Here is a 25,635-nt window from a genome sequence, read left to right on the forward strand (position 1 = left end):
AGTTCGGTCGTTGTAGTAGAAAACGTTTTAACTACTTTCTTAGGCTTTTGATCAAGAGAACCAGTGAGTATACAAGCTACAACTGTTTCCTGGTGAACATCCAAGCCAGCACATGATTCCAAAATAGCGTCCATTTGAAACCTCCTTTAATTAATTGGCGGGAGATTCAGTAACCTGAAACTAAAAGAAATTTCTTACACGTGCTCAAGGCACACTAATTTGTACTCAAAGGTTACTGAAACCAGTTTCTTTAACGGGGGAAATTCCACCAATAAACTTGCGGATATTTAACTCCCGCCAATAAGAGTATTCCAAATGGAAGACTATGGAATTCGCATGACTGGAAAACATTTTCATTCTAATTTGTGAGCGCCAGGGTTCATGGTTGTTTCTTTATACTACAGAATGCATACGAAGGAGACAGAAGTATGAATAAAATGGGCTATTTAGGACCCAAGGGAAGTTTTTCCGAAGAGGCAATCCATTTATTTATTGCCACTCAATCTGAGTTTACCGAAGACCCCCCCGAGCTTATACCATTCTCTACTATACCACGCTTACTATTGGCTTGTAATGATATGGAAATAGCTTGGGCTTTTGTCCCTTTAGAGAATTCCACTGAAGGGCAAGTGGGCGTGACCATGGATACCCTAGGCCAGACAGAGCATATCTTCATCACCCATGAATTCGTGCATCCGATTGACCAATGCCTTTTAGCCCACGAACGAATGCCGCTTGACCAGATTGAAAGAGTTTATTCTCATGAACAGGCCATTGGACAATGCCGAGATTTTCTCGAGAAACACCTCCCCAATGCTCAACAGATCACTTGTTTAAGCACAGCTGAAGCAGCCCATAAGATTTCTTCAATCCGTGAAAACTGGGCAGCAATCGGACCACGTCGAGCCGCTCACCTCTATAACCTCCACTTGCTTCAAGAACGAATTCAGGATATCACACTAAATGCCACACGCTTCGTACTTGTCGGTCATAAACTTGCTGAAATGTCTGGGGGAGAGGATAAAACCTCTTTACTAGTCATTACAGAAAATACACCCGGCGCACTGTATCGCATTTTAGGGGAATTTAGTAAGCGACACATTAATCTCAGCCGCATCGAATCTCGTCCCTCTAAAAGAAAACTGGGAGAATACGTTTTCTTTGTTGATGTCGACGGCTATGTCTTCGCTCCCCCCATCCAAGATGTTCTCTGGGCGCTCAAAGAGGAAAAGACCTTTGTCAAATTATTAGGCTCCTATCCCAAAGCACTTCCAGACGAACGAATTTTTTAAGGAGAGAGGATAAATCCTCTCTCCTTTTTCTATATGCCCAACAGAATCATCAAATCCACACACCAGGAACCATACCTAATTCTAAATCACGTCGATCCCTTCCCCCAAAAACACACCCAGCACATTTGTGTCCAGACACAAACAGCGTCAGCCGCCCAGGCGTTCTAGCCCCCGTCGACCCCAAGCCAGAGGAAGTTTCTTAGCTTAATGAGCACGATTAGTGGAATTGCGTCAATGAGCGCAGTTGATCAGGCGTTAAGAACCGCAACTGTTCACATGCAGTAAGCCCAGAAGTTTTGCGGTTTAGCCTGAGCGACAAGCGAATAGCAATGGAACGTTGTGCGAGTGGGCTAAGACACTTCCTCCCTACGCAAACATCCTCTCTATTAACCCAGCGATCTCTTCCGGCTCACACTTAGCCACCGTTTTTGCTGACTTCTGATCCAACCCTTGAAGCCCTAAAGGAATTTTCCACCCAGTCAACTGGCTAAGACGTTCTAAGGCTTCCCACTCATCCCTAGAGCTTTCTCCTTCCAAACTCGCTAAAACGTTGACTGCGAATTTAAAGGGGCTTGCCGTAGAAGCAATCACAGTATAAGTTTGATCCTTAGTCGCCGCAAGATAGTCATTATAGACTTTCAACCCCACGGCAGTATGAGGGTCAAATACGTACTGATAGGTTCGATAACTATGGGCAATAGTCTCTAGGGTTTCCTCCTCACTTGTCCATCCGGCGTAGACCGTGTCTTGGCAATGTTTTAAAGTATCTGGGTCTACAGTAAACATCCCTTGGTTGCTCGAATCATACCAACTTCGGACTTGCTCCGCATTTCTATGACTCATCTCATACAAAAAACGTTCAAAGTTACTGGATATTAAAATATCCATCGAAGGCGAGATCGTTTGAAAAAATGCTCGCTTACTATCATAAACCCCGGTAGCAAAGAAATCAGACAGGACATTATTTTGGTTTGAAGCACTAATGATTTGCCCGATCGGAAGCCCCATGCGTTTAGCATAATACGCGGCTAATAAATTGCCGAAATTCCCAGTAGGAATCACTACATTCATTTTAGCTTCAGGTGTTATTTTCCCCTGTTCTACTGCCTGTAAATAAGCCCAAAAGTAATAGACGATTTGGGGAAGAAGTCGTCCCCAATTAATCGAGTTAGCCGAAGAAAAAGTCAACTGTTTCTTTTCAAAGTCTGCCTTTATTGAATCTGAAGCAAAAATCCGCTTCACGGCAGTTTGGCACTCGTCAAAGTTTCCATTCACAGCAACTACATGGGTATTCGACCCTTCTGTCGTACTCATCTGTCGCTCTTGAACCGCACTTACGCCGCCTGCGGGGTAAAAGACAACAATATGTATGCCTTCTCTGTTTTTGAAGCCTTCTAAGGCTGCTTTGCCTGTATCACCGGATGTAGCTACCAGAATTAATACTTCAGCCTTAGAGTCCAATCGAGTAAGACTTACTTTCAATAAGTCGGGTAATACCTGTAACGCCATATCTTTAAAAGCAGCTGTAGGCCCGTGCCAAAGCTCCAGTACTCCAAAATTCCCTACGGGTACCAACGGGGCTGGATTCGCTCCCTCAAACGTGCCATCAGAATAAACGTTCACTATTTCCGAGAGTTCTGACTCGGTGAATTCAGGTAAATAAGGGGCCATTACGCGAAAAGCGACGTCTCGATAAGCTAACCCCTGAAGGTCCTGCCAATTCAAGGCGGGAAACGTTGAAGGAACAAAGAGTCCCCCGTTTGGTACCATTCCTAAGGCAATCGCCTGAGATGCTATTTGACCCGAAAGATTCCCTCGTGTGCTTTCGTACATATATTTCCCTCCTTGTATATTCTTGGTATAATAGATTTGTTTGATCCATTAAATACATTCGCTGATTATTCGCCGTGCTAGGACAAATTTCCTTCCTATGTGAGAAGTCAGTCAATTCAGATTCGTAAACTAGGCTTAATTCCAGAGTTATTTTGAGGAAGCAACAAATTAGTCAGCGAATAATTAGGCATCTTAAAAATTTTGAAAGGCGGACACAAATGTCAGATTACACAATCCGAAGATATCGCCAAAGTCTGATCCTGGGACTCATTGGGGTGGTCAAAGAGCTTTTTCCAGAGGAACAACTAAAGATTACACACTCGATTCTTGATGGTGTCTATTGTGAGCTCGAAGACTCCCTTTTATCTTCAAGAGAAGTCCAAAAAATTGAGGATCTTCTAAAAGAGTGGGTTATCGCAGACCAACCGATCTCCTATGCGTCTGGAAGTAATCATTTATTTAATTGTAGTTTGAATAATCAAGACGTATGCGACGCCCTATACCCGCCGTTTGAGAGTTCTGGCAGCTTGAAATACTTTCAACTCATCCATTATCCACCTGGTTTTATTTTGCACTTTCCCAATGCCAATCATCCAGAATTAATTTCCCCTTTTGTACCTCCTGAACAACTTTCGGCGACGTATTCTGAGACTCAACGCTGGTTAGAAAATTTACACCTTTCTAAAGTTCAAGACGTAAATACCATTATCTCAGAAAATTCTTCTCCAGATTTGATCTATTTGGCGGAGGCCTTACATGAAAAGAAAATATCGTCAATTGCGGATAAGATCTTTGATCAGAGGCGCAATGTCCGTGTCATTCTAATATCTGGTCCAACATCATCTGGTAAAACGACCTTTGCTCAACGGCTATCGACACAACTTCGTGTCAATGGGCTCCGTCCCGTGGCCCTTTCCCTCGACAATTACTTCCTTCCACGTGAACAAACTCCCCTTGACGCCTTCGGCCAATACGATTTCGAATGCTTAGAAGCTCTTGATTTACCCCTACTCGCTACTCACTTAAACACCCTGATTGGTGGCTCCGAAGTAGAAACCCCAGTCTTTGATTTTGTGTGCGGTGGGCGTTGTCCCACTGGTAAGCCCATGCGCCTAAGTTCCAATGAAATCCTAGTTATTGAAGGCATCCATGCCCTTAATCCTCGCCTGCTGCCTTCATTAGATCGCAACCAAATGTTTAAGATCTACATCAGCGCCCTTTTCCAACTTAATCTTGATGTCTACAATCGCGTTTCGACGACCGATGTCCGACTAATTCGTCGGCTCGTAAGAGACAATCAATTCCGCGGGATAAACCCTGAACGAACCCTGGCACAGTGGGACAGTGTCCGAAGAGGTGAAAATCATAATATCTTTCCTTATCAAGAAGAAGCGGATGTGATGTTCAATTCTAGCCTCTTATACGAACTTAATGCACTTCGTCCTAGCGCCGAAGAATTACTAAAATCTGTTCCCCGGGAGAGTCCTACTTATAAAACAGCAATTCACCTCTTAACTCTCCTATCATTCTTTAACCCATTAGACACTTCGACAGTCCCCTTTAACTCGATTTTGAGAGAATTCATGGGGGGAAGTGCCTATCAAGTCTAATCTAAAACTATCTTATTCACTAAGCAAATAAGCAAAAGCACGAAGTTACTCACTTCGTGCTTTTGCTATCAAGTGAATGCTTCACTAACTATTTATCAATAGCAAGGACTCCTGCTTTTGAGTAGTTCTCCTTAGACATGTCACGAATGATAATGGATACACTTTCCGCAGGTGCCCCGATGGATTCTACAATGGCTTGGGTCACTTTCTCTGCGAGTAACCTCTTCTGTTCAATAGTGCGGCCTTCTAATAACTCAACTTGTACGATTGGCATTGGTTTCACCTCCCTCCAAAAATATTCAATCCTCTAAATTCTCGTCAGGTATATCCGTCTGCTTCCACAATTCTGGAGAAGTCTCAGAAATCGAGAAGGTAAACTTACGACGCTCAGCAAGTTGCTGAATTTGTTCTGGTTGCTTGATAAGTCGATCCTTTTCCGAGCGCACGCATTTTTTTATGGCATACTCTAGCCTAAGTGCATCACTCCAAGAATCAACCTCCCAGGCTTGGGCCAAAGAAACTGGCAGATGTGCTGCTGTATATTTTGCCCCGTTGCGTCCCTTATACCCCCGGTTATGTTCTCGCACTCTTCGTTTGAGGTCAGTTGTTGCACCCGTGTAAATCGTATTATTACTACAACGAGCAAGGTAAACCCAATATCCCATAGATTAATCCTCTGGCCAAAAATCTAATACAGGACTACTTGACAAAAGACCTTGTTCAAAACAAGAATCTAAATATTTCTTCAGCCCCGAAATATAAGTATGATCTAAACCATAATTAAACTGAGAAAAATAGTCTCTCCAGAATTCACTTGATCCCCCAAGCATGGTTTGACACGTCTTTACAATATCATTCATATTGCCTAGTGCCTGTTCTTTAGCGTCAAGGAGCAAACGATAGACACTCCTAATCTCTTCCCCGCGCTCGGATATGAGTTTTCTAGGAAAAGCCCAAACAGCATAGGTCATGGAAAATCCGGTGTGCTTATACCATTCTTCACCCAGATCGTAGACATAGCAAGACGGATTTTTGAGAGCTTCCAGAATTGCCGCATCTCCGATCAGGAGCGCTGCGTCCGCAATGTCAAACATCCCCTCAAGATCAGAGTGCACCGTTAAATAGCGCGGTGCAACTTCATAATAATGGTGCAACAAGATCTTTGTCAGATTCACCGAGGTTGCCGATGTATCCGTTAAAGCAACTGTCACCCCATCCAAGGCCTTCAAGTCAACTTTCGAGAATAAAAGGATGGAGCCTACCCGCCCTCTTGTCGAAACAGAAAGATTTGGCAAAATCATATAATCCTGCCAATGCTCTCCATAAGAAAAGGCACTAATCGGTGCCATATCAATCCGTCCATCAGCCAACATAGCATTGTGTCCCGTTGGTTCTGCTGTAATCGACTCCAGCAAAGGATGCTCTCTCGATAAAAAATGGAACATTGGCAACATATTAGTATTTGGATTATGTCCAATTCGTATCATACGTCTACCCCCATGTATACAGTCATTGGCTGGGAAATCTCCTTTTCTAACACTTATTATCTTTTACTATGGTATTGCGCAATTCCCCGATTGATTGAATTCTAACAATCACCTCATCACCAGGTTGCATAGGACCTACCCCTTCTGGAGTTCCTGTCAGCACGACATCTCCAGGATAGAGGGTCATTACTTGAGAAATAAAGCTCACGAGTTTTGGTATAGAATTGATGAAATGTTGGGTGTTAGAAGACTGTTTTACTTCACTATTTAGAAATAACTGTATATCCAGCTTACTCGGATCGATATCCGTCACGACCCAAGGACCAATTGGGCAGAACGTATCAAATGATTTACCACGGGTCCACTGACCATCTTTCATTTGAAGATCCCTAGCGGTGACATCATTAGCACAGGTATACCCTAAGATTGCCTTTGAGGCCTCGTCTTCTGTCGCATTTTTGATGATTGCTCCGATTATGACAGCTAATTCAGCTTCATAGTCCACGCGTTGACTGATCTTGGGGTAGATTATCTCAGCATCTGGACCAATCACACTAGTAGGTGGCTTGATAAAAATAACCGGATCTTCGGGCAACGAATGATTTAATTCGTTGGCATGTAACGCATAATTAAGACCAACACAGACCACTTTGCTTGGCTCTACTGGAGCAAGTAGGCTAACTTGATCTAAGGGCAGCCAGGCATCGATTGGTTGGCTTTGGGGGTCAAGAAATGATCCATTAATCAGGTGCACCTTCTCCCCTTCGACAAAACCATAACCAATCTCTTTTTCAGGATTCGTAAAGCGAACGTATTTCACGAGAATCATCCTTTCATTCTAAATGGTATTATCTACTCTTTTGTCTGATAGATCTTACAAACTTGAGCCAGCGGACATTCCTCACAAAGCGGTTTCCGGGCACTACAAATCCGTCTACCCTGAAAAATCAGAAGATGATGGACTAAGGACCATCTATCTTGGGGGAAAATTCGACCTAGTTCTTGCTCGACTTTTTCTGGAGTCTTACCACTAGCAATCCCAATACGATGTGCGACTCGGAAAACATGAGTATCTACCGCGATTGCAGGTATGCCAAAGGCATTGCTGACAACAACATTGGCCGTTTTACGTCCTACCCCTGGAAGTTCTCTTAATAGCTCTAGATCAGCAGGTACCCGTCCTTCATAGTCCTCAACCAGCACCTTGCAAGCTGCAAGAATATTTTTTGCTTTGTTATGAAAGAGTCCCAGAGAACGAATTTTATCTTCGAGTTGAGTTTGGCCTAAACGGAGGATCCCCTCTGGAGTATTCGCTTCGGCAAACAGGGAGGAAGTCACTAGGTTTACTCTCTCATCGGTACACTGAGCAGATAGAATCGTCGCTATTAGTAATTCAAAGGGCGTATGATACACTAACTCACAGCGAGCATCAGGAAACCTCTCTTGCAAAGCATCAAAAATATATTGCGGGATTGACTCAGCTGAACGAATTTGCGCCATTCGTGAACCCTCCCCTTGTTTAACCTAAGACTTCTTGAATAAAAATGGTGCGTTTTTCCACCATATTGTATTCTTTCATCGTATTTGTCCCAAATTCTGACTCATCAAAAACACGGACAATCGGGCGAGCAGGCATGCTTAAGTTCTGATCCACCACAACCCCAATTTCGCCGTTGTTTAGTCGCACAGTTATCCCGGTCGGGTAGGCTGCAATATTCCTTAGAAATAGACGGATCATCTCTAAAGGATAGAGTGTACCTGCCAGACCCATTAGTATTTCACACGCTTCATAGGGCATAATCCGCTCCACGTCACTATGGTCGGATGTAAACTTATCATAAAGATCAGCAATCCCCACAATCTGTGCTAGAGGGTGGATTTCGCTCTCTTTTAAACCCCTAGGATAGCCTGTACCATTCAGATGTTCATGATGCTGAAAAGCAATGTGAGCAACTGCTAAATTAAGGTCTTTTCGTTTGCGAAGATATTCAAATCCCAAGGTTGTATGTGTTTTCAGAAGTTCCACTTCATCTGGGGTACGATCCCCGGTTTTAGTTATCAGCTTAGGATCCAGTTGTAGCATTCCAAAATCATGGAGTATAGCACCTATAGCAAGCGTTTCAAGTTTTTCACGATCAAATAAGAGGGCCTTCCCTAAGACCGTCGAAAGAACGCATACATTGACAGAGTGGGCCAACAGTTGATTGTCTAAACTACGCATGTCCATCAAATTGACTAGAATATCCTTTTTAAACAAAATCTCTTCGACAATTTTCCTTATAATATTCTTTAAGCCAGAATCGTTAAGATTTTTCCCTAGCTGGATAGACCTCGTACTTTTCTCTAGAAATTCCATAGCTTCGCGACGATGTTCCTCCCTGATAACGTCTTCAACCTGAACGTCATCAAAACGATCATCTTCAATGTACAGAATAGAGAGACCCATATCTTTTAATTTTGCTATAAATAACGGAGTTAGTTTAACCCCTTTTCCTAACAGGATTCTGCCAGAACTGGAGAAGATGGTTTTTCCTAATACATCTCCTATTGTTAACGAATGAACACTTACTTGCCGCACTTAGAGGTTTGCTCCTTCCCTTGAAGCATCTTTATTACTATTACCATAGTATCATACAAACTTAGAAGATTATTAAATTATTTCTCAGTTTCTTGTTCAATGAGATGACGTAAACGTTCCTTGAGAGTATAATCAATAGGCAAATAAAATAGAATGAGGTATTTTTAAAAATGTGGTTTGATCTTTTCCTAATCTGTACCTTAGGTTTTGTGGCTGCGGCAGTCGACGCAATTGCCGGAGGCGGTGGACTTATTAGTCTCCCTGCATTACTGATGGTGGGTGTTCCCCCACATCTTGCACTTGGTACCAATAAATTTGCGGCTTCCATGGCTTCTTTAAACAGTTCCATTACGTTTGCACGCTCTGGAAAAGTGAACTTTTCACTTGTAAAGTGGCAAATTCCATTTACCTTAATAGGTGCTTTTCTGGGCGCTTGGGCAGTTCTCAGTGTAAGCTCAGCTTTTTTAAACAAAGCAGTCTTAGTCTTAATCTTAATTGTAGGAATTTACACCCTGTTACATAAAAATTTAGGAATGGAAAATCAGTTCAAAGGACTCGATTTTCCTAAAATTGTGATAGGATGTCTTTTTGCCTTTGCGTTAGGGTTTTATGACGGATTTTTCGGCCCTGGGACAGGGTCCTTCCTCATCTTCTCGTTTATCGCTCTCTATGGCTTTGACTTTGTCGTGGCTTCTGCAAATTCTAAAGTCTTAAATTTTACAAGCAATATTGCCTCGCTTCTCCTCTTCGCCTGGCATGGAAAGATCGACTTTTTTTATGGTATCCCCATGGCTCTCTCCATGATCTTAGGTTCCTATGTGGGAACCAAACTAGCAATACGACGAGGTGCTCAACTAGTTAAACCAATCTTTATCATTATGTCTCTGTTAGTTGCCGCAAAACTTATTTATCAGTCTATATAACCTCTCAACTAAATCAGCAAATGGGCTGTAAATCTTCAGCAAATAGATTGACCCCCTGCAGACGGCTAACCTTAACTTTGCCATCTATCAGGGAGTCTTCTATTTTGGATCCAGGTGCCAATCCACAGGACTTGTAGGATATCCCTCTGGGTTCTTAAGAGTCGGGTGTCGATCATCTGCCAGTCCAAATAGTCGTATTCTTAACCAGTTCTCCCCCGTTCGGGCACTGATTAATAGATACCCTTGCGTATCATTTCTAAAACGGAAATCAAGAAGACCATAGAAAACGGTGGCATCTTGTCCTTTTAACACGTAGGATATCGGTAAGGAATGCGTGTGCTTCTCTTCAATGGCCAAATTAGCCTGGCGGACGGCTTGGAAAAGAGTGCTTGAGTCTTGGCAGATGCCTCCACCATTCTCTTTAATCATGGAATTATCAACAAAGACAACTGCAGGCAAGTAACCAGCAGCCTCAGTCCTTTCTCCCACAACCCCGTTGAAAGAAAATACTTTGCCCGGTGGTATTAAGTGATCATTGATCGCCTCAGCAGCTATTCGCACGTTTTGGGTGCGTGGCACATTCTGAGAATTAAAATACGTTGTATAATCCCCTAGAATATCGTTAATTTTGGCTAAGTCAGCTGTACTGGGCTGTGCAGGAATTTCTCTGATAACAGCTTCAACCTGCTTGTACTCATGCTCTTGAGAAATCTTCACCCAGGTCGCTTCAACATCCATTTCATGCCCTGATTTTCCTTGTGTCTTTTCTAATCGCCCATGCTTATAAGCTATCGTTGCCTGAAGCATAGGTTGGTTAATAATCCCACTTATAGCCTTCAACTGATCTATAGTCTCATCTCTGTCCATTCCGAGCTGATCCGTCGAAATGTCGTTTTTGGAACGTACTAAGTTACTTAGGTGATCTGCAATCTTAGAGCCAGTTGAACGTGGAAAAACCTGATCTAACCATTGTTCGATTACCTTATGCGTTTGTTCTGCTTTCAAGGGAAAGACTTGATCTTCATAGGTGACAGAATTCGGAATTCTTTCTTTTAATTGAGCGGCTACCTGATCCCTATTTAAACCAGAAAAGTCCAGCCCCCAAACAATCAAACCTGATGGAGCCCGATCATTGGTACTACCATAGGAAACAACGGTCCCAATAACGAGGGTAACACATAATTGCAATAACAAGGCGATCAGAAGAAATCCAGTTTTTTTCATATAGCTTCATCCCATTGAGCTTTCTTAATTTTTTTGTAAATGGGAGGTTACTTCCATCAAGGTACTACGGGTAGTGATGAGAGTTACCATTTCAGGCGTAATCGTTTCTCCAGCCGCCAAAATGTCACCATTATCAAGGACAATGTTTTTCTCTACCTTTTTGCCGATGAAATATTGCAGTTGTCGTTGCTCAAATAAGTTAAAACCAGCTTCTGGTTCTCCGGCAGAATCAACTCCCGCCGTGTCCTGGATATCATCTGCCCTTGGGGTTGGTGCTGTTGAGTTGGAGGACGTTTGAGACAGGTTTTCAGTGTTTTGATCAGGAATCTGACGATTTTGAAGCATTTGATCTCCTTCGATAATCAATAATTCCTTGCCTAGTGTGATAATTTTTTCGGCACTAATTTCATTCATCTGACCCTCTGCTTCAAAAAGGCAAGCGGCAATACGACCTGTTTCCTCATCGATCAGTATTTCTTTCACTTCTCCAATGAGTTGACCCTTTTTAGTCAATACCTTTGTTCCTATAACACGGGTATCTTGCTTTAACAAATTTTGGGCTTCGATATTTTGGGCGACATCTTGGATAACATTGGGATCAGGAATCGTAATCGCAAACGCTCCAAGACCTAGAACGTCGGCAAAAGGAATGACCTTCGCTCCAAAATAATCTGTAGGTTGATCAATAATCAAAAAATCTAAAGTTTTCTCCTGCGGATTAAGGACAAAATCTTTTACAACCCCAACTTGAGTTCCGTCCGAAATACTAATAATACGCAACCCTATAATTTCTTTAGTCGGCTTCATCGTGAACAATCCCCCTAAGATTTAGTTTTTGTAGATATTTTCTTTCGTCATCCAGGCTTCAAACTGATGACTTAGTTCGGAATTGAATAGCGGTATATACCTTTTAACATACCCATCAAGCTGAGTTAGCGCGCATTTACGCTCGCCCAAATTGTTCCAAAGCCAATAACAATCCAGAATTAAATAAAAAGCAATATCAGGCATAGGATCGAGAGATAACGCTCGGAAAAAATAGGAAGCAGCCTGTTCAAAGTTGTCTGTATATTTTGCTTTAAATCCTAGATCAATCAGCTCATCGATGGACAGCTCGTTGTCAATTCCCTTAGGGAATTGATCAACTGTTAATATGTGATCGGTCATCTCCTTAGCAATACTAACTAGAGCCTCTTGAGTTTCGTCTATAGACTCCTGCTCTTCTTGAGCTTCTACTATGTTCTCCTGCTCTTCTTGAGGTTCTACTATGTTCTCCTGCTCTTCTTGAGGTTCTACTTTTCTCTCCTGGATAACAGTGATTTCTTCGGATATGTTTAGTTCGAGAGACACTACATTGATCTTTGATTTGTCCTTTTTAATTCGAATTTTTGGCCATAGTACCCCTGTAGAAATAAGGGTCAAAACGGACAAAATCCACCAATTTGTCCCTCCCATCCGAAGAGCCCAAGGGAACATTAAGACCGCACAACACAAAAAGAAGGCCATCAAAAATGCTCTCCTCTTGGTAATGCCAAATAGTTGGGCTTTCCAAGTCAAATACATTACAAATGGGATACTTCCAATAATGACGGTTATTTGATATGTCAGAATATAGGTCCTCCTTCATCCTGAACAGTCCTCTTAGAAAAATTCGACAGAAATCTCATTTCTCCTTCTTCTTACAATTCCGATTTTCAGGATAATAATTTACATTTGTCGGTATTTCGAACAATTTCTTTGCAACTATAAAAATTATTGCGAAGGATAAATACAATTTAGGGAGAATACTATAAAGGTTCAAAACCTTTTCTTCCATACAAGATTATAACAGCCAGTTACGGGGTGGGAGGCTTATACTATGTCAGATCCTAAAAACGACTCTATAGACATTACTGAGTTGTATCAGAGGATAAACGTCTTAGAAAACCAGCTTGAAGAAATCCGTTTACAAACACACGTCCTTTTAGATATTGCGCGTGCGCTTAATGCATCTCTTGATCCGAAGGTTATTGCTACTAATATAATCAGTGCAATCGTTTCTCTGATTAGTATTAATCAAGCGAGCGTTTGTCTATATAATGAAAAAAAACAAGACTTTGAGGTTATAGGAGTTTTCGACTCAGGAACTCTCTCTCCACAAATACCTCCCCAGCTTGATTTGTCATTTCTCTTCAAGGTACTATCGGACGGGGTTACGTATTATCGATCCCCTACAGGTTGTCAAGATTGGGAATGGATCTGTTGCCTACCTCTTCAGAATGCCCAACACAAAATTGGAACCATAAATATTCATTCCCTCCGACAAACGGAGATCACTCCCGAACAAATGAAATTTTTAGAAACAATAGCAGGTCAAGCCACTTCCGCTTTAGAAAATGCTCTTCTTTATGCCATTGTAGAACGTGAATCCATTACAGATGGACTTACAGGTGTGTATAACCACCGATACTTTCAAAAACGCTTGCGAGAACACATTTCACTCTGCCAACGTCGTAAGCGCTCAGTCACCTTTGGCTTACTTATCATAGATGTCGACAACTTTAAACAGTTTAATGACCGATATGGCCATCAATTTGGAGACACAGTACTTCAAACGATTGTAAGAGAACTCCAGCACAATTTAAGGGAAGAAGACCTGATTGCCCGGTATGGTGGAGAAGAGTTCGTCGTTCTTATACCAGAAGCCACCGAAAAAATTGTTTTACTAATCAGTGAGAAGATTCGAGAAGTTGTGGAAAAAACTACTGTACATTATCCAAAAACAAGCAGCGAGGTTTCTGTCACAGTGAGTATCGGCGTGACACTTTGGCACCCTTCGGATTCTCCAACATCCGTGATTTATAGGGCGGATCACGCCCTACATCAAGCCAAAACTACGGGCCGTAACCAAAGTGTTTTTGAGTAATTATCCTATCAACCGTCCTGCAAACTAAAAATTACACCCCTTCATTTATGAAGGGGTGTAATCATGTTTTTCTAGAAAGTATTGCATTCTGGGAAGGTTGTAATTCTATGCTTGAATAGCTCTGGGGTAAGCTCCTCCATTTTGGGAAGAATTAACTGTTATTCTAATCAGTTGACAACACGATGCCGTGATTACTACAGCACACCCGCCAAGAAATCCTCCAATGATTAAGACTGGAATGAAAGCTAACATGAAATCACCCCCTTAATTTAGTAATTCTTATATGAGCAACTACTTTGTCCCTTTTTTCACTTTCCAAGAAAAGTTTGTTCTTCTTTTCACTTTAATAAATTATAACATGCCGAAATCCAAAAAGAAAGTGATTGTGTTCACTTTCTTAAAGTTCCACTCTTCATAATTTAATAAATTTTCTATTTCTTAAGACAAGGCTTTATCTCCACTCTACCCCTAAGTCCTCATAGTTTACTTGCTTTCGAGTATAATTATCTATCCAATTCATGAATAAATCAGCTTCTTGTTCGGGGACATAGACATGCAGCTTTATGACTTCACAAAATTCCTCTCTTAGTATGGTCCAATTATGTTGAACAAACTGATACTTAAGCATTTCAAACCATTCATAAGGCACACTCAACAAGAAACTCCGATAGGTTACAATTCTTTTTAATTCAGTTTCATTAATAACTTGCCGAGCAGTTCCCCCATAAGCCCTGGACAGTCCCCCTGTTCCAAGCAGGATTCCGCCAAAATATCTCACCACTACTACCAGCACATTCCAGACATTTCGATGTTGGAGGACATCTAGAATAGGTCGTCCTCCCGTCCCTTGCGGCTCACCATCGTCCGAAGACTTCTCGATAAGGCCATTATGCAATCGATAGGCAAAAACGTAATGACGTGCATTGGGGTAATCTGTGCGAATTTTTCGCATTGACGTTTCAACTTGCTCCATCGTCTGTAGGGGAACTGCAACGCCAATGAATTGCGATTTTTCAATGACTTGGTCTCGAATAGTTATTTCAGATAACGTAAAAAATTCTTCCACGTACACATCCCCTATTTTCGGTTTCGAGCTTTTGTCAGAAAAGAATCTACATCGATCACAACTCGTTCATGCTTTCCTGAGCCAATTTGTCCAACTTCATCACGTACTTCCACTGAAAAAGTGAGCCGACGACGGTCTATTTCAACTAATTCAGCAGTAGCATAGACATTAGAACCTATAGGAGTTGCAGCTGAGTGTATAATGTTTAAAGAAATACCGACACTTGATTGCCCATCAGGTAAAGTTAGGGCATTGACTGCAGCTTGTTCCATAAGCGCTACCATTGCTGGCGTGGCGAATACCTCTAAAGTTCCGCTACCCATAGCCTTGGCAGTATTTAATAAAGAAACCGTGGTTTGTGCCTGACCTTGCATCCCAACTAACAACTTCAAAATCCAACACGTCCTTACCTTATTTATTAAACATATTATACAAGTTTATCACAAATATAAAAGCGTTGTGAACTTTTTTCACAACGCTTTTCCTTGATTTTAGCAATTGGTAAGCTTAATACATCCCTGCTATCCAAAAGCCAATATAACCGACAACCAAAATCCCTACAATATGCAGGACCCACCATCCCGTACGAAAGGCTCCCCATGTCCCTAAGTCGAGACGATCACGAAAATCCCCCATTTAATCACCTCATTTAATGATGAGCACCTTGAGATATTTCACTTAGTGCATCTCCCGCTTCATTGACATGGATTTTTTCGATAGCTAAGTCACCTAGGGCGACAATTCCTATAAGTTTCCCCTGTTCTACGACTGGTAGTCTTCGGATTTGATATTTTGACATTAAACTTGCCGCCTCATGCACATCTTGGTCAGCGGTCACAGTGATTACCTTTGAGTTCATGACCTCTTTAGCTGTACGCTTTTCAATATTTTTGCCATCTGCAACTGCTTTTAAAACAATGTCCCGATCAGTAATAATACCAATGACTTTTTGAGCCTCACAAATTGGAATTGAACCAATATCATTATTTTTCATCATTGTTGCTAACTCCACAACTGTGGTATTAGGTGCTGCACATTCAACAGAAGTAGTCATAACCTCACGAACTTTCATGCCCTAGAACCTCCTATACTATTTCATTTAACAAACAAAGATAGTATAGACAACTTTACAAAAATCATACGATGATTCTAATATCTCAAGATAAAAACAGCGTTTAAGGGGACAGTCGGCCATTCAGGGTCAGCGTCGATAGTTGCTATGAACTATAAAAACTCCCAAGCATCATCTTCTATCCGCCTGGAAGTCCTTATTTGTGTGACAATAATTAGTATTAAGTTTGCTAATCGGGTTTAGTGCCAGAAACAATGGCAACAACCCCCCCAGCCAAATTATCGAATCGTGTTTCTACAAGGCCACACTCTGTGAAAATACGAACCAATTCTTCCTGAGCCGGGAATTCCCGGGCCGAGTCATGTAAATATTGATAGGCACTTGCTTTTCTAGCCCAGATTTTGCCCATTAAGGGTATGAGTTTTTCAAAGTATAACCAATAGGCTTGTTTAAATCCCGGGAAAGTTGGTTTAGCCATATCTAGAGATACAATTCTTCCTCCGGGCTTAACCGTACGTACCATTTCTTTGATACCCTGTCGTAAATCCGGTAAATTTCTCAATCCCCAACCTACCGTAGCACCATCAAACGTATTACTCGGAAAAGGAAGTTCCATCGCATTTCCTTGAATAAATTTAATTCTATCCTTATTGAAGGATTGCTCCAAAGAACGTTTTGCTACATCCAGCATTTTATGTGAAAAATCTAAACCTGTAACCGTTCCTTCTACTCCAACCGCACTTCCCAATTCCATAGAAAGTTGACCTGTACCACAGCATACATCCAGCATATGCATCCCTGGCTTTGCGCCAACCCTTTGAACTGCAAGACGCCGCCATCGTTTATCCATTCCGAGGCTCATTAGGCTATTCATGAAATCGTAATGACCAGCAATAGAATTGAAAGTTTCTTGTACATAGGTTGCTTTATCTTTACCTGCAAAATCCATAGTTAATCTCCCTATCATGGTTCTTATTTTTAGTATAGTATAAACATTTTCTTAAATACTACGCGAACATGAGCCTTTTGTCTAGAATTTTTGCTTGAACAAATTTCTTGCTACACTTCAATTCTATAAAAACACACTCAAACAAAGAGCCTTTCCGACTTCAATATGAGATAGCGGAAGGCTCTTCGAATTATTGGCTATATCAATGTCATATTTTACTCTTATGGTTAATTTTGAATGCACCGCACATCAAATCAAAAATGATTTCTTCTACCCCTTCTAAGGAACGTGGTTTCTTGGAATTTACCCAATCGCTGATTGCAGCATCTAAGGTTCCAAAGAACATTTGTCGACCAATCTTAATATCAGCTAAGGCGATTTCGTCCCGTTCAACTCCTTCAGCGAGAACCTGTTCAATGAGTTGAAAATACTCTCTTAGAGGCCCTGAAATTGCCTCCCTAATTTTAGGATCGGACTGACGGATTTCTATCTGAGTGACGATAGCAAGGGCACGATTCTCTTGCATATATCTGAAGTGAGTTCGTATGATGCACAGTAGCCGATCCCGTGTTGTTTTATACTGCACAAGTGCGTGGCGAATCTCTTCAATAAATTGACCCATCCGATCCGAAAAAAGACTAACTAGGATATCTTCCTTATTCTTGAAATATAGATAGATTGTACCATCAGCTACTCCAGCGAGTTTGGCTATTTTGGAAACTTGGCAGGTAAAATAGCCATACTCTGCAAAAGCCTCCGTAGCCGCATCTAGGATAGCCTGATATTTTTCCTCACGGGGCTTAGACATGCAGTACACGGTCTCCCTTCTAATGCATAAGTTTTAAAAGGTATTGTCATATTTTTCTGCATTATATCATTAATCTTTTATTTTTTACACCCTTACATCAACCTAGAACCTACAAGCTGTTCCCCACGTTCTGTAAGCACCCAGAACGTGAACGTTTTGCTGGGTTTAAACCCGCACCCTTCACAGCGATCGCTGGCCTGATCTGAATCACAGCTGAGACCACAGGCTTGCCCCAAGAGTTCACGTCGAATATAACCCATATGTTCCAATTGGTTTAAGAAACCTTCGACTTCTCTTACGGAATAGCCGACTTCCCCGGCTAACTGAGCCAATGATAATGATTCCTTACGTGCCAGTATTTCCATAATGCTGGTAAGCATAGTCATACGCCCCCTTGGGGTAGTTAGAATTATCGAAATCCAAGTGCTTGACCTCCGTGAAATACAATCCATCCCATGACAAAACTCAGAATAAGGCTGTATGCCACTCCAAAACTTGTCCAACCTAAGTTTCGTGATTCTTTATAGGTTGTTACGACGGATGCCAGACAAGGAATATAAAGCATATAAACTACCAGAAATGTATAGGCACCTAAAGGGGTCATAGCCCCTGTCATGGCCTGAGCAATAGATTGCGATGCATCAGCAGCGACACCATACAAAATACCTAAGGTTGATAAGGTCGTTTCTTTCGCTGTAAAGCCAAAAACGATCGCCACCATGATTCGCCAGTCGAACCCTAATGGTTGTCCGATAAATGCTAACCAACCACCCATTATGCCAGCCCAAGTTTCGCTCATGGGGACCCCTTGGGGATAAGAGCTTAAGATCCAGACCACTATCGAAGCCACTAAAATGAACGTCCATGCTCTTTTTAGAAAGGAGTAGGTTTTTTGCCAGGTTGGCACTAGGATATTACGCACTGTGGGAATATGATAGAGCGGCAGTTCCATGACAAAGGCTGATCGCTCCGTATGCTTGACCACTCGTCTTAAAAAGAGCGCAGAAAACATTACAAGCAGCATACTTATCAACAAAAGGCTTATCATAATCAGAGCACCTCGAGAACCTGGAAAAAATGCAGCCACCACAGCACTCATTACCCCTAAGCGTGGCACACAAGGAATTAAAGGATTAATAAGTATGGTGATCAAGCGATCTTTAGGATCCTCCAACGTTCGTGTAGCCATAATTCCCGGAACATTGCACCCGAAACTAGATATCAAGGAAAAAAACGATTTTCCATGCAATCCCATGAGCTGCATAAATCGATCTCCTAAAAATGCAGCCCGCGCTAAATAACCACTGTCCTGCATAAACGAAAAAAGGGCAAAGAATATGGCGATTTGAGGCACAAAGGCTAAAACGGCACCAACTCCAGCAAAGATCCCATCTCTTACTAAACTTTGCATAAATTCTGGAGCCTGAACCCATTGTAGCCAGCCCACCATCACCTCGGCAACCCAGGCCATGCCAAGTGAAACTGCTCCCCCTATAGGCGCACTGGCAATAAAGGACATCCAAAAAACGACTGTTAAGACGACTAACATAATCGGATAACCCCAAAATGGAGAAAGAATCCAACGATCTAGTCTATCTGTAAAGGTAGGTTTAGCTGGATTCTCGTGCTTCCTAAACTGCGGTAAAATTGCCGAAATATATTGGTACTTAGCATCCGCAATGGCCATTTCAAAATGGTCCTTAGTCCAGCCCTCTCTCTCATAGTCCTGCAGCAAAGACTCCCCTGGAAGAGGAGTCGATTCTTGTAGTTCGTAATTAACTGCCTCTCCAAGATCACAGCAAGCATCCCTGCTCTTACCTATTGGCAACTTTCCAGAATTTATCTTCCACGTTTGCCCAATTTCCGGATCTCTCTCCAGACGTTTTATAGCTAACCAGCGCAATGGGTACCTCGTGACCCATAGAGTATCTACCAATAACGCTTCCATTGCGAGAATCTTTTGTTCAAGTACTTTCGGATAACTGACCTCATTCGGTAGAGGGTCGTTTTCCAGCTTTCCAACCCGAATGGCTTCCGTTAAGAACTCCTCAATTCCTTTTCCTTTGGCTGCAACAATTTCGACGACTGGAACATTTAAGGCTAATGCCAAATTTGAAGACTCAATCGTAATTCCTGCAGACTGAGCCAAATCCAGCATATTTAAACCGATCACCACACGAGGCACTAGTTCAAGGATTTGAAGAACTAAATAGAGGTTACGCTCAATATTTGAAGCATCAACCATAGCCATAACAACATCTGGTTTTTCGCGAATAATATATTCACGCGTTATAATCTCTTCTTGTGAGTATGCGGTCAAACTGTAGGTTCCTGGTAAATCAATCAGCTCTATTTCCTGGCTGGCTCTTTTGACGACACCTGACTTGCGTTCAACCGTCTTACCAGCCCAATTTCCGACCTGTTGGTTCGAGCCCGTTAAAGCATTAAATACAGTACTCTTACCTACATTGGGATTTCCAATAAGCGCAATTTTCATGTCCAGCCGCCTCCCCCCTCTGAGCATATGTATGTCCAAGCGGCATCATCACGTTTTAACTTTATTATAAATCGTTTGAATTTATCGACTTGCTAATAAAGGGTCATAACATTTGGGATCTTTTTTACTTACAACAATTTTAGCACATTCTGCACGGCGCATTGCTAAATAATACCCTTTCAGCCGAACTTGAAGCGGACCACCGAAAGGAGCTTGACGAACAACTTCTAATTCGACACCTGGAACAATACCCATATCCATCATCCGGCGACGCAAAGCTCCTCCGCCATCAATGCGCTCCACACGTGCCCATTCACCTGTTTTTAAGTCTCCCAAAAAGCGCTCCATCGTCATCCCTCCTCACGGAAATGATAATCACTCTCACCTTAAGTCGAATAATAACTGAGAATATATCTCATTTATTCTAGAATACTCTTCTTTCTAGTTACTGTCAATATATATTCTCTGAAGTACAACGTAAATTTCTCTACTTTTAATAACCAATCTCAGGATTTGCAAGCTTCAACGAGTGGGGCGCTAAGGCAAATAGCGCAAGTAATATTGGGAAATTATAGATTGCGCCGCAACAATCATTATGTTAGAATGACATAAATTAATATGGTAACAGGGGAGCTAGAACTTATGGCTGAGAGGGGCAATCTGCCCGACCCTTAACCTGATCTGGGTAATGCCAGCGTAGGGAGGGTTGAGAATAAGTACGCCGCATTACATGCGGTATTTTTTATGTACTAATCAGACTCCCATGCCGCTATGCGGCACCACTAACAGACTCTCTCACGAAAAACTTGTTCATAAGAAGGAGGAAAAAACGATGGCAAAAATCATTATGGCCTTACAGGTTATCCCTAAAGTGGAGGAATCCCGCATTTACGAAGTTGTGGACGAGGCGATCAAAGTCATTGCCGCCAGTGGGGTTCCCTATGAAGTTGGTCCTATGGAGACAACAATGGAAGGCGAACCAGACCAGCTTTGGGCTATCATCAAAGAAGCTCAGGAAGCTTGCATTCGTGCTGGAGCCTCAAGAGTGATGGCCTACATTAAAATGGATTATGTCCCGAGTGGCTCAACGATTGCTGAAAAAATCGCTAAGTATCGAACATAATAATGGGTTGTCTGAAGTGGAAAGGGATTCCCGCCCTACTGTTCTTTCTCTTTTTTCTAGGGACATGGCAAATGGTAGTTACAATTGCGCAAGTTCCCCTCTGGCTTCTCCCCACCCCCGCTCAAATAGCCAAAGCCTTATGGGAGACTCGCCAACTAATCTGGATGCATACTCTGATTACTTTAGTTGAAACAACAGTTGGCTTTGCACTTGCCGTCGTCTTCAGCCTGATCACAGCAGGCGTGATGGTCCTATCCCCTTGGCTAAAACGCCTACTATATCCGTTTCTAATTATTTCACAGACGGTTCCACTGATAGCCGTTGCACCTCTTTTGATCCTTTGGCTGGGTTATGGACTTCTGCCTAAAATAATGATTGTCATTATCGTGTGTTTTTTCCCGGTTACTATCAGTCTAATCGAAGGACTAGAATTAACTGATGCTGACCTCCTAAATCTATTAAGAAGTATGGGGGCTTCCCGTTGGCAAATGTTTTATATTGTTCGTTGGCCTAACGCTCTTCCTTCCCTTTTTGCCGGCCTGAAAATCGCCGCTACCTATAGTGTCATGGGGGCCGTGATAGCAGAATGGTTGGGTTCCAGCTCGGGATTAGGAGTTTATCTGACGCGCTCTTCACACTCTTTTTTGACAGACCGTGTTTTTGCCGCAATTTTTACAATTACCGCCTTGAGTTTTCTTTATTACGCCCTCATTACCCTCCTTGCACGACTCGCATTACCGTGGATCCATAGCAAAAACCAAAGTTGATTAATAAAAGAAAATAATCATGAGGGAGATAATAGTATGAAAAAGCTGCTTGCTTTATTAATTATTCCTATTCTTATACTGTCAGGGTGCGGGGTCAAGTCTACATCACCCGCGACCTCCGCGACAGAGCCACTTACCTCAGTAACCTTAATGCTGGACTGGACTCCCAATACGAATCACACTGGGCTATTTGTTGCCCAAGAAAAGGGGTATTTCTCAAAGGAGGGTTTAGATGTTGAATTCATCCAGCCTTCTAGCTCTGGAAATGTCGAGCAGCTTGTGGCGGCTGGAAAATCAGATTTTGGAGTGAGCCATCAGGAACAAGTGACTACGGCACGCGCTAATGATGTACCGATTCTCTCGTTAGCTGCAATTTTACAACACAACACTTCAGGATTTGCTTCTCCAACGTCTAAGAATATTAAAAATGCCAAAGACTTCGAAGGGAAGACTTACGGTGGTTGGGGCCTGCCCTCAGAAGACGCTATTCTCAAAGCACTCATGGAAAATGAAAAGGCTGATTTCTCTAAGATTAAGATGGTTAATATTGGAGAAGCGGATCAACTTATTTCTTTAACCAAAGATATTGATTTAACCTGGATCTTTTATGGTTGGACGGGCAAAGAAGCAGAATTACGAAAACAGACTTTAGATATGCTTTGGCTTAAAGACGTTGACCCTGCTCTCGATTTTTATACGCCAGTCTTGATTACTAGCGAGAAAATGACACAATCCCAACCAGCAGTGATTCGTCATTTTATACAAGCAGTTAGTGACGGTTATCAATACGCAATCCAGAATCCGCAGGAAGCTGCCGAGATATTAATCAAGCATGCACCCGAAGCAAATCCTGACTTAATTCGCAGCAGCCAGACATGGCTCAGCCCTCAATATCAGGCCGATGCACCTCAGTGGGGGATTCAGAAATCAGCCGTTTGGGAAGGCTATGCAAAATGGCTTGTCGAACGTGACCTGTTGCAGAAGATGATTGATCCCGCCAAGGCCTTCACGAACGATTTCTTACCTAAATCCTAAGGAGGTCCAGATGGGACTATCTCTTAAAGGTCTTTCCAAAGCATACTCTAACCCTCAGAAGGACCTATCAATGGAGGTCTTACACTCTCTAGACTTAGTAGTTGAGACAGGGGCCTTTGTTTCCTTAATCGGACCTTCTGGATGTGGCAAGAGTACGATATGCAATCTCTTGGCCGGAATTGAGGTTCCTGATGCAGGGGAAATATTATTGGATGGTAAAGCGATTCATGGGACGTTAGGTAACGTTGGTTATATGCCTCAGAAAGATTTACTCCTACCCTGGCGTACTCTACTAGAAAACGTGCTCTTGGGATGCGAGATCCTGCATAAGAATAAACGAAAAGCACAAGTAGAGGCTAAAGAATGGTTAAATCAGTTCGGTCTTTCACCATTTGCAGATCATTACCCACACCAGTTATCCGGTGGCATGCGACAACGTGGTGCTTTACTACGTACGATTCTCTTTGGCAAAAAAACCTTGCTTCTAGACGAGCCCTTTGGAGCTCTGGACGCTTTGACCCGGCAGGAAATGCAACGCTGGCTTTTAAGTATCTGGAATCGGACTCGGCATACCGTTTTATTGATCACTCACGATATTGATGAAGCGATTCTTCTTTCGGACAAAGTCGTTGTTTTAAGTCAACGTCCCGCTCGAATTATCCACGAGTTTAAAATCCCATTCCCCCACCCACGTGATCCAGATGAGCTCTTGCTCTCAAGTCTAGCCTTAGATCTTAAAAGGCAACTATTACACCTTCTCATACCTTAAACACGAACATTAATGTGACAGGCACTTAGTTTGATAAACTAAGTGCCTGTCGTTCGTTTTCCGGAGGCCACAAGGGCTTCCTGATTGAAGCATCTGTGAAGTGGTTTTTACTTTTCCCCTAGATAATAATAAATCAAGTCTAAGGACGGAGGTAGCTTCTTCAATTGCCTGAGCATTGTGATGACTTGCCCTCGATGGAATGATGAATGATTCGTAACGTGTAACATCTGTTTCCACAAGATCAAAGAGTACGGTGTGCCCTTAAGATTTCTAAATTTGAATTCTTGTTTTATATCTTCTTCCTTTAAGGACTCTAAGAAGTAGTTTAACCGCTTCCTAAAATCATCCCATGGATTGATTATAGAGGCGTAAGTTGGGAAATCGTCTGGATTTAAAAGAGTTCGACCTTGTACTCCTTGCCAACGTGATAACCACAATTCTTCCGCTCCTAAAATATGTACCATTGTATCTCTTATCGAAGTAAAACTGCTTGATAATTCTCGAATAAACTCTTCATCTTCTAATTGGCCTACAGCATTTAACAACTTTATATTCGCCCAATCATTATAGTTAAAAAGTTCGATCAACTGGCTCTTGTTCATTTTAAGTTCCATTCCTTTCGCTGTGCTCTAGGCACGAAAATACCTCAAAATCCATTTCATTAGACTTAGATATTGGTACCTCTCACCCGAGGTGGAGACTAAACAGTCTCCTTGTATTCTGGCAGCATGGGTTCGTACATCATAATGGCATGATTCTCTGTGATAAAGTCATCCCCAATTTGCTGATCGTCAAGGTCAAAAACTCTTCGCCTGATTGCATTATGTCGTAGGTAACCACCCCACCATTCTTGAGAAATTAAATGCTTGCTTTCATAGACCTCATATTTTTGAGTTCTCGGTTGTTCGCATCTCCATTCTCCGTGTAATTCCGAGTCACTTATCCAGAGCAACAGTTGAAAGTTATGAGCGGTATCGTTCCTGATTTGCAGGTCTATGTAATTATAAACTACCGTAGCCCCACTTCCAAAGGGTTGGGTACGGTTGGTATCAGGAAATACGTCATGTGTATGCCTCCATCGTTCTGTGATGGTTAAGGGGGTATGGATTGCCATCCAGTAGATAAGATTGGAAAGTTGACACAGACCGCCTCCCACCCCTGGAGAAAACGATCCGTTGATGAGAACCATGCCTTCCTTAAATCCTTTTACTTTTGTCGGTTTGCCCACTAAACGCCAAAGGGAAAAAGTCTCTCCTGGCTTTAGTATAAGACCGTTTATTTTCGCGGTTGCCAGTTTTAGATTGGTTACTTTATTTTGCTGGAGCCACATATCTACATTCCGCAAAGTTCTGTATAAAGGAGTACTATGTGTGGAAAATAGCTGAGGAAGCGGAGTATTCTTGATGACTGTAGCATATCTTATGGACCGATTAAATGCCCACTCAAAATAACGTCGCCCAGTAAAATACACCTTCCCTAAAAACATGCGAAATCTTGAACGACTGACCGGACGCTTAGAGTGAAAAAAGGCCTTTAACTCCAGAACTACCACTCCCTCGCTCTTTTTGTGCTTAAAGAATGTAAAAACGCTTTTTCGCTAGATTCATTAGGAACTCTTCGTCATTAAGAATTAAATCCCTTCTCACAAGATCATATATTTATAAGCTTACAGTATTTACAATCCCCCAAAGCCACAA

30 protein-coding genes, 1 pseudogene and 1 riboswitch are annotated in these 25,635 nt (G+C 42.2%); of the genes and pseudogenes, 8 read left to right on the forward strand and 23 right to left on the reverse strand.

Annotated features, from left to right (window positions below; all coding sequences use genetic code 11):
- A pseudogene (locus JL57_RS24730) lies at positions 1–134 on the reverse strand (IS110 family transposase); the annotation flags it as partial.
- A 294-nt stretch (positions 135–428) separates the two neighbouring features.
- On the opposite strand from JL57_RS24730, the gene pheA reads away from it, so the two are divergent.
- A complete protein-coding gene (gene pheA, locus JL57_RS24735) occupies positions 429–1,292 on the forward strand; it encodes a prephenate dehydratase (RefSeq protein WP_034144596.1) in 864 nt (287 codons plus the stop codon).
- 366 nt (positions 1,293–1,658) lie between these two features.
- On the opposite strand, the gene thrC is transcribed toward pheA, so the two are convergent.
- A complete protein-coding gene (gene thrC / locus JL57_RS24740) occupies positions 1,659–3,125 on the reverse strand; it encodes a threonine synthase (protein WP_034144597.1) in 1,467 nt (488 codons plus the stop codon).
- 218 nt (positions 3,126–3,343) lie between these two features.
- Here thrC and JL57_RS24745 point away from each other — a divergent pair, with 218 nt between their 5' ends.
- Entirely contained in the window at positions 3,344–4,735 is a 1,392-nt protein-coding gene (locus JL57_RS24745) for a uridine kinase (protein ID WP_034144598.1), read from the forward strand.
- A gap of 88 nt (positions 4,736–4,823) precedes the next feature.
- Here the strand turns inward: JL57_RS24745 and JL57_RS24750 are convergent, their stop codons facing one another.
- Genes JL57_RS24750 through JL57_RS24775 form a run of 6 tightly spaced genes read right to left on the reverse strand, consistent with a single transcriptional unit; the run spans position 4,824 to position 8,800 of the window.
- On the reverse strand, positions 4,824–5,009 hold the full coding sequence (locus JL57_RS24750) for a 2-hydroxymuconate tautomerase (RefSeq protein ID WP_034144599.1): 186 nt from the start codon (positions 5,007–5,009) through the stop codon (positions 4,824–4,826).
- Between the two features lie 25 nt (positions 5,010–5,034).
- A complete protein-coding gene (locus tag JL57_RS24755; RefSeq protein ID WP_034144600.1) occupies positions 5,035–5,400 on the reverse strand; it encodes a GIY-YIG nuclease family protein in 366 nt (121 codons plus the stop codon).
- Positions 5,401–5,403: 3 nt separating this feature from the next.
- Positions 5,404–6,222: a menaquinone biosynthetic enzyme MqnA/MqnD family protein gene (locus JL57_RS24760; RefSeq protein ID WP_034144601.1), complete on the reverse strand. Its 819-nt coding sequence runs from the start codon at positions 6,220–6,222 to the stop codon at positions 5,404–5,406.
- A 46-nt stretch (positions 6,223–6,268) separates the two neighbouring features.
- Complete coding sequence (locus JL57_RS24765) at positions 6,269–7,042, reverse strand: fumarylacetoacetate hydrolase family protein (RefSeq protein WP_034144602.1); 774 nt, start codon at positions 7,040–7,042, stop codon at positions 6,269–6,271.
- A gap of 32 nt (positions 7,043–7,074) precedes the next feature.
- Positions 7,075–7,722: an endonuclease III gene (gene nth, locus JL57_RS24770; RefSeq protein ID WP_034144603.1), complete on the reverse strand. Its 648-nt coding sequence runs from the start codon at positions 7,720–7,722 to the stop codon at positions 7,075–7,077.
- A gap of 19 nt (positions 7,723–7,741) precedes the next feature.
- The gene (locus JL57_RS24775; RefSeq protein WP_034144604.1) at positions 7,742–8,800 is read right to left on the reverse strand and encodes an HD-GYP domain-containing protein; all 1,059 of its coding nucleotides are present in this window, start codon (positions 8,798–8,800) and stop codon (positions 7,742–7,744) included.
- A gap of 170 nt (positions 8,801–8,970) precedes the next feature.
- Here JL57_RS24775 and JL57_RS24780 point away from each other — a divergent pair, with 170 nt between their 5' ends.
- The gene (locus tag JL57_RS24780; protein ID WP_034141841.1) at positions 8,971–9,723 is read left to right on the forward strand and encodes a TSUP family transporter; all 753 of its coding nucleotides are present in this window, start codon (positions 8,971–8,973) and stop codon (positions 9,721–9,723) included.
- Positions 9,724–9,822: 99 nt separating this feature from the next.
- Here the strand turns inward: JL57_RS24780 and JL57_RS24785 are convergent, their stop codons facing one another.
- Genes JL57_RS24785 through JL57_RS24795 form a run of 3 tightly spaced genes read right to left on the reverse strand, consistent with a single transcriptional unit; the run spans position 9,823 to position 12,453 of the window.
- A complete protein-coding gene (locus JL57_RS24785; RefSeq protein ID WP_034141842.1) occupies positions 9,823–10,947 on the reverse strand; it encodes a VanW family protein in 1,125 nt (374 codons plus the stop codon).
- Positions 10,948–10,971: 24 nt separating this feature from the next.
- Positions 10,972–11,754: a PRC-barrel domain-containing protein gene (locus tag JL57_RS24790; RefSeq protein ID WP_034141843.1), complete on the reverse strand. Its 783-nt coding sequence runs from the start codon at positions 11,752–11,754 to the stop codon at positions 10,972–10,974.
- A 21-nt stretch (positions 11,755–11,775) separates the two neighbouring features.
- On the reverse strand, positions 11,776–12,453 hold the full coding sequence (locus JL57_RS24795; protein ID WP_034141844.1) for a hypothetical protein: 678 nt from the start codon (positions 12,451–12,453) through the stop codon (positions 11,776–11,778).
- Positions 12,454–12,805: 352 nt separating this feature from the next.
- Between JL57_RS24795 and JL57_RS24800 the strand changes: the two genes are divergently transcribed.
- Positions 12,806–13,852, forward strand: a complete 1,047-nt coding sequence (locus JL57_RS24800) for a sensor domain-containing diguanylate cyclase (protein ID WP_034141845.1) — start codon at positions 12,806–12,808, stop codon at positions 13,850–13,852.
- A 105-nt stretch (positions 13,853–13,957) separates the two neighbouring features.
- Here the strand turns inward: JL57_RS24800 and JL57_RS35480 are convergent, their stop codons facing one another.
- The 10 genes from JL57_RS35480 to JL57_RS24840 form a co-directional block, all read right to left on the reverse strand.
- Complete coding sequence (locus JL57_RS35480) at positions 13,958–14,104, reverse strand: hypothetical protein (protein WP_291299905.1); 147 nt, start codon at positions 14,102–14,104, stop codon at positions 13,958–13,960.
- Positions 14,105–14,303: 199 nt separating this feature from the next.
- On the reverse strand, positions 14,304–14,918 hold the full coding sequence (locus tag JL57_RS24805) for a YigZ family protein (protein ID WP_034141846.1): 615 nt from the start codon (positions 14,916–14,918) through the stop codon (positions 14,304–14,306).
- 11 nt (positions 14,919–14,929) lie between these two features.
- A complete protein-coding gene (locus JL57_RS24810) occupies positions 14,930–15,310 on the reverse strand; it encodes a thioesterase family protein (protein ID WP_291299906.1) in 381 nt (126 codons plus the stop codon).
- A 115-nt stretch (positions 15,311–15,425) separates the two neighbouring features.
- A complete protein-coding gene (locus JL57_RS35485) occupies positions 15,426–15,554 on the reverse strand; it encodes a hypothetical protein (RefSeq protein WP_291299907.1) in 129 nt (42 codons plus the stop codon).
- 13 nt (positions 15,555–15,567) lie between these two features.
- Positions 15,568–15,990: a CBS domain-containing protein gene (locus JL57_RS24815; protein WP_034141848.1), complete on the reverse strand. Its 423-nt coding sequence runs from the start codon at positions 15,988–15,990 to the stop codon at positions 15,568–15,570.
- Between the two features lie 229 nt (positions 15,991–16,219).
- Entirely contained in the window at positions 16,220–16,939 is a 720-nt protein-coding gene (locus JL57_RS24820) for a demethylmenaquinone methyltransferase (RefSeq protein WP_034141849.1), read from the reverse strand.
- A 208-nt stretch (positions 16,940–17,147) separates the two neighbouring features.
- On the reverse strand, positions 17,148–17,747 hold the full coding sequence (locus tag JL57_RS24825; protein WP_034141850.1) for a TetR/AcrR family transcriptional regulator: 600 nt from the start codon (positions 17,745–17,747) through the stop codon (positions 17,148–17,150).
- 92 nt (positions 17,748–17,839) lie between these two features.
- Entirely contained in the window at positions 17,840–18,127 is a 288-nt protein-coding gene (locus tag JL57_RS24830; protein WP_034141851.1) for a FeoC-like transcriptional regulator, read from the reverse strand.
- Between the two features lie 29 nt (positions 18,128–18,156).
- A complete protein-coding gene (feoB, locus tag JL57_RS24835) occupies positions 18,157–20,244 on the reverse strand; it encodes a ferrous iron transport protein B (protein WP_034141852.1) in 2,088 nt (695 codons plus the stop codon).
- A gap of 81 nt (positions 20,245–20,325) precedes the next feature.
- Positions 20,326–20,592, reverse strand: coding sequence for a FeoA family protein (locus tag JL57_RS24840; protein WP_291299908.1), 267 nt, complete (start codon positions 20,590–20,592; stop codon positions 20,326–20,328).
- 268 nt (positions 20,593–20,860) lie between these two features.
- Positions 20,861–20,965, forward strand: a riboswitch (TPP riboswitch).
- A gap of 111 nt (positions 20,966–21,076) precedes the next feature.
- On the opposite strand from JL57_RS24840, the gene JL57_RS24845 reads away from it, so the two are divergent.
- The 4 genes from JL57_RS24845 to JL57_RS24860 are packed head-to-tail and all read left to right on the forward strand — an operon-like array spanning position 21,077 to position 23,938.
- Entirely contained in the window at positions 21,077–21,367 is a 291-nt protein-coding gene (locus JL57_RS24845) for a thiamine-binding protein (RefSeq protein ID WP_034141854.1), read from the forward strand.
- 2 nt (positions 21,368–21,369) lie between these two features.
- Entirely contained in the window at positions 21,370–22,134 is a 765-nt protein-coding gene (locus JL57_RS24850) for an ABC transporter permease (protein ID WP_034141855.1), read from the forward strand.
- A 36-nt stretch (positions 22,135–22,170) separates the two neighbouring features.
- Positions 22,171–23,169: an ABC transporter substrate-binding protein gene (locus tag JL57_RS24855; protein WP_034141856.1), complete on the forward strand. Its 999-nt coding sequence runs from the start codon at positions 22,171–22,173 to the stop codon at positions 23,167–23,169.
- Positions 23,170–23,179: 10 nt separating this feature from the next.
- Positions 23,180–23,938: an ABC transporter ATP-binding protein gene (locus tag JL57_RS24860; RefSeq protein WP_034141857.1), complete on the forward strand. Its 759-nt coding sequence runs from the start codon at positions 23,180–23,182 to the stop codon at positions 23,936–23,938.
- Between the two features lie 107 nt (positions 23,939–24,045).
- Here the strand turns inward: JL57_RS24860 and JL57_RS24865 are convergent, their stop codons facing one another.
- The gene (locus tag JL57_RS24865; RefSeq protein ID WP_034141858.1) at positions 24,046–24,540 is read right to left on the reverse strand and encodes a DinB family protein; all 495 of its coding nucleotides are present in this window, start codon (positions 24,538–24,540) and stop codon (positions 24,046–24,048) included.
- A gap of 98 nt (positions 24,541–24,638) precedes the next feature.
- Positions 24,639–25,424, reverse strand: a complete 786-nt coding sequence (locus JL57_RS24870) for a VanW family protein (protein WP_045690973.1) — start codon at positions 25,422–25,424, stop codon at positions 24,639–24,641.
- Positions 25,425–25,635: the final 211 nt, after the last annotated feature.

Source organism: Desulfosporosinus sp. BICA1-9 (genome assembly GCF_000802135.1).

What these genes read in the sequence shown, in the direction of transcription:
- JL57_RS35480 (WP_291299905.1), bottom strand. Translation starts at nt 14,104, where the DNA reads ATGTTAGCTTTCATTCCAGTCTTAATCATTGGAGGATTTCTTGGCGGG.
- JL57_RS35485 (WP_291299907.1), bottom strand. Translation starts at nt 15,554, where the DNA reads ATGGGGGATTTTCGTGATCGTCTCGACTTAGGGACATGGGGAGCCTTT.
- JL57_RS24760 (WP_034144601.1), bottom strand. Translation starts at nt 6,222, where the DNA reads ATGATACGAATTGGACATAATCCAAATACTAATATGTTGCCAATGTTC.
- JL57_RS24865 (WP_034141858.1), bottom strand. Translation starts at nt 24,540, where the DNA reads ATGAACAAGAGCCAGTTGATCGAACTTTTTAACTATAATGATTGGGCG.
- JL57_RS24815 (WP_034141848.1), bottom strand. Translation starts at nt 15,990, where the DNA reads ATGAAAGTTCGTGAGGTTATGACTACTTCTGTTGAATGTGCAGCACCT.
- JL57_RS24755 (WP_034144600.1), bottom strand. Translation starts at nt 5,400, where the DNA reads ATGGGATATTGGGTTTACCTTGCTCGTTGTAGTAATAATACGATTTAC.
- pheA (WP_034144596.1), top strand. Translation starts at nt 429, where the DNA reads ATGAATAAAATGGGCTATTTAGGACCCAAGGGAAGTTTTTCCGAAGAG.
- JL57_RS24845 (WP_034141854.1), top strand. Translation starts at nt 21,077, where the DNA reads ATGGCAAAAATCATTATGGCCTTACAGGTTATCCCTAAAGTGGAGGAA.
- JL57_RS24820 (WP_034141849.1), bottom strand. Translation starts at nt 16,939, where the DNA reads ATGGATTTTGCAGGTAAAGATAAAGCAACCTATGTACAAGAAACTTTC.
- JL57_RS24825 (WP_034141850.1), bottom strand. Translation starts at nt 17,747, where the DNA reads ATGTCTAAGCCCCGTGAGGAAAAATATCAGGCTATCCTAGATGCGGCT.
- JL57_RS24795 (WP_034141844.1), bottom strand. Translation starts at nt 12,453, where the DNA reads ATGGCCTTCTTTTTGTGTTGTGCGGTCTTAATGTTCCCTTGGGCTCTT.
- JL57_RS24840 (WP_291299908.1), bottom strand. Translation starts at nt 20,592, where the DNA reads ATGGAGCGCTTTTTGGGAGACTTAAAAACAGGTGAATGGGCACGTGTG.
- JL57_RS24780 (WP_034141841.1), top strand. Translation starts at nt 8,971, where the DNA reads ATGTGGTTTGATCTTTTCCTAATCTGTACCTTAGGTTTTGTGGCTGCG.
- JL57_RS24850 (WP_034141855.1), top strand. Translation starts at nt 21,370, where the DNA reads ATGGGTTGTCTGAAGTGGAAAGGGATTCCCGCCCTACTGTTCTTTCTC.
- nth (WP_034144603.1), bottom strand. Translation starts at nt 7,722, where the DNA reads ATGGCGCAAATTCGTTCAGCTGAGTCAATCCCGCAATATATTTTTGAT.
- thrC (WP_034144597.1), bottom strand. Translation starts at nt 3,125, where the DNA reads ATGTACGAAAGCACACGAGGGAATCTTTCGGGTCAAATAGCATCTCAG.
- JL57_RS24745 (WP_034144598.1), top strand. Translation starts at nt 3,344, where the DNA reads ATGTCAGATTACACAATCCGAAGATATCGCCAAAGTCTGATCCTGGGA.
- JL57_RS24830 (WP_034141851.1), bottom strand. Translation starts at nt 18,127, where the DNA reads ATGCTTACCAGCATTATGGAAATACTGGCACGTAAGGAATCATTATCA.
- JL57_RS24785 (WP_034141842.1), bottom strand. Translation starts at nt 10,947, where the DNA reads ATGAAAAAAACTGGATTTCTTCTGATCGCCTTGTTATTGCAATTATGT.
- JL57_RS24860 (WP_034141857.1), top strand. Translation starts at nt 23,180, where the DNA reads ATGGGACTATCTCTTAAAGGTCTTTCCAAAGCATACTCTAACCCTCAG.
- JL57_RS24855 (WP_034141856.1), top strand. Translation starts at nt 22,171, where the DNA reads ATGAAAAAGCTGCTTGCTTTATTAATTATTCCTATTCTTATACTGTCA.
- feoB (WP_034141852.1), bottom strand. Translation starts at nt 20,244, where the DNA reads ATGAAAATTGCGCTTATTGGAAATCCCAATGTAGGTAAGAGTACTGTA.
- JL57_RS24750 (WP_034144599.1), bottom strand. Translation starts at nt 5,009, where the DNA reads ATGCCAATCGTACAAGTTGAGTTATTAGAAGGCCGCACTATTGAACAG.
- JL57_RS24790 (WP_034141843.1), bottom strand. Translation starts at nt 11,754, where the DNA reads ATGAAGCCGACTAAAGAAATTATAGGGTTGCGTATTATTAGTATTTCG.
- JL57_RS24870 (WP_045690973.1), bottom strand. Translation starts at nt 25,424, where the DNA reads ATGTTTTTAGGGAAGGTGTATTTTACTGGGCGACGTTATTTTGAGTGG.
- JL57_RS24800 (WP_034141845.1), top strand. Translation starts at nt 12,806, where the DNA reads ATGTCAGATCCTAAAAACGACTCTATAGACATTACTGAGTTGTATCAG.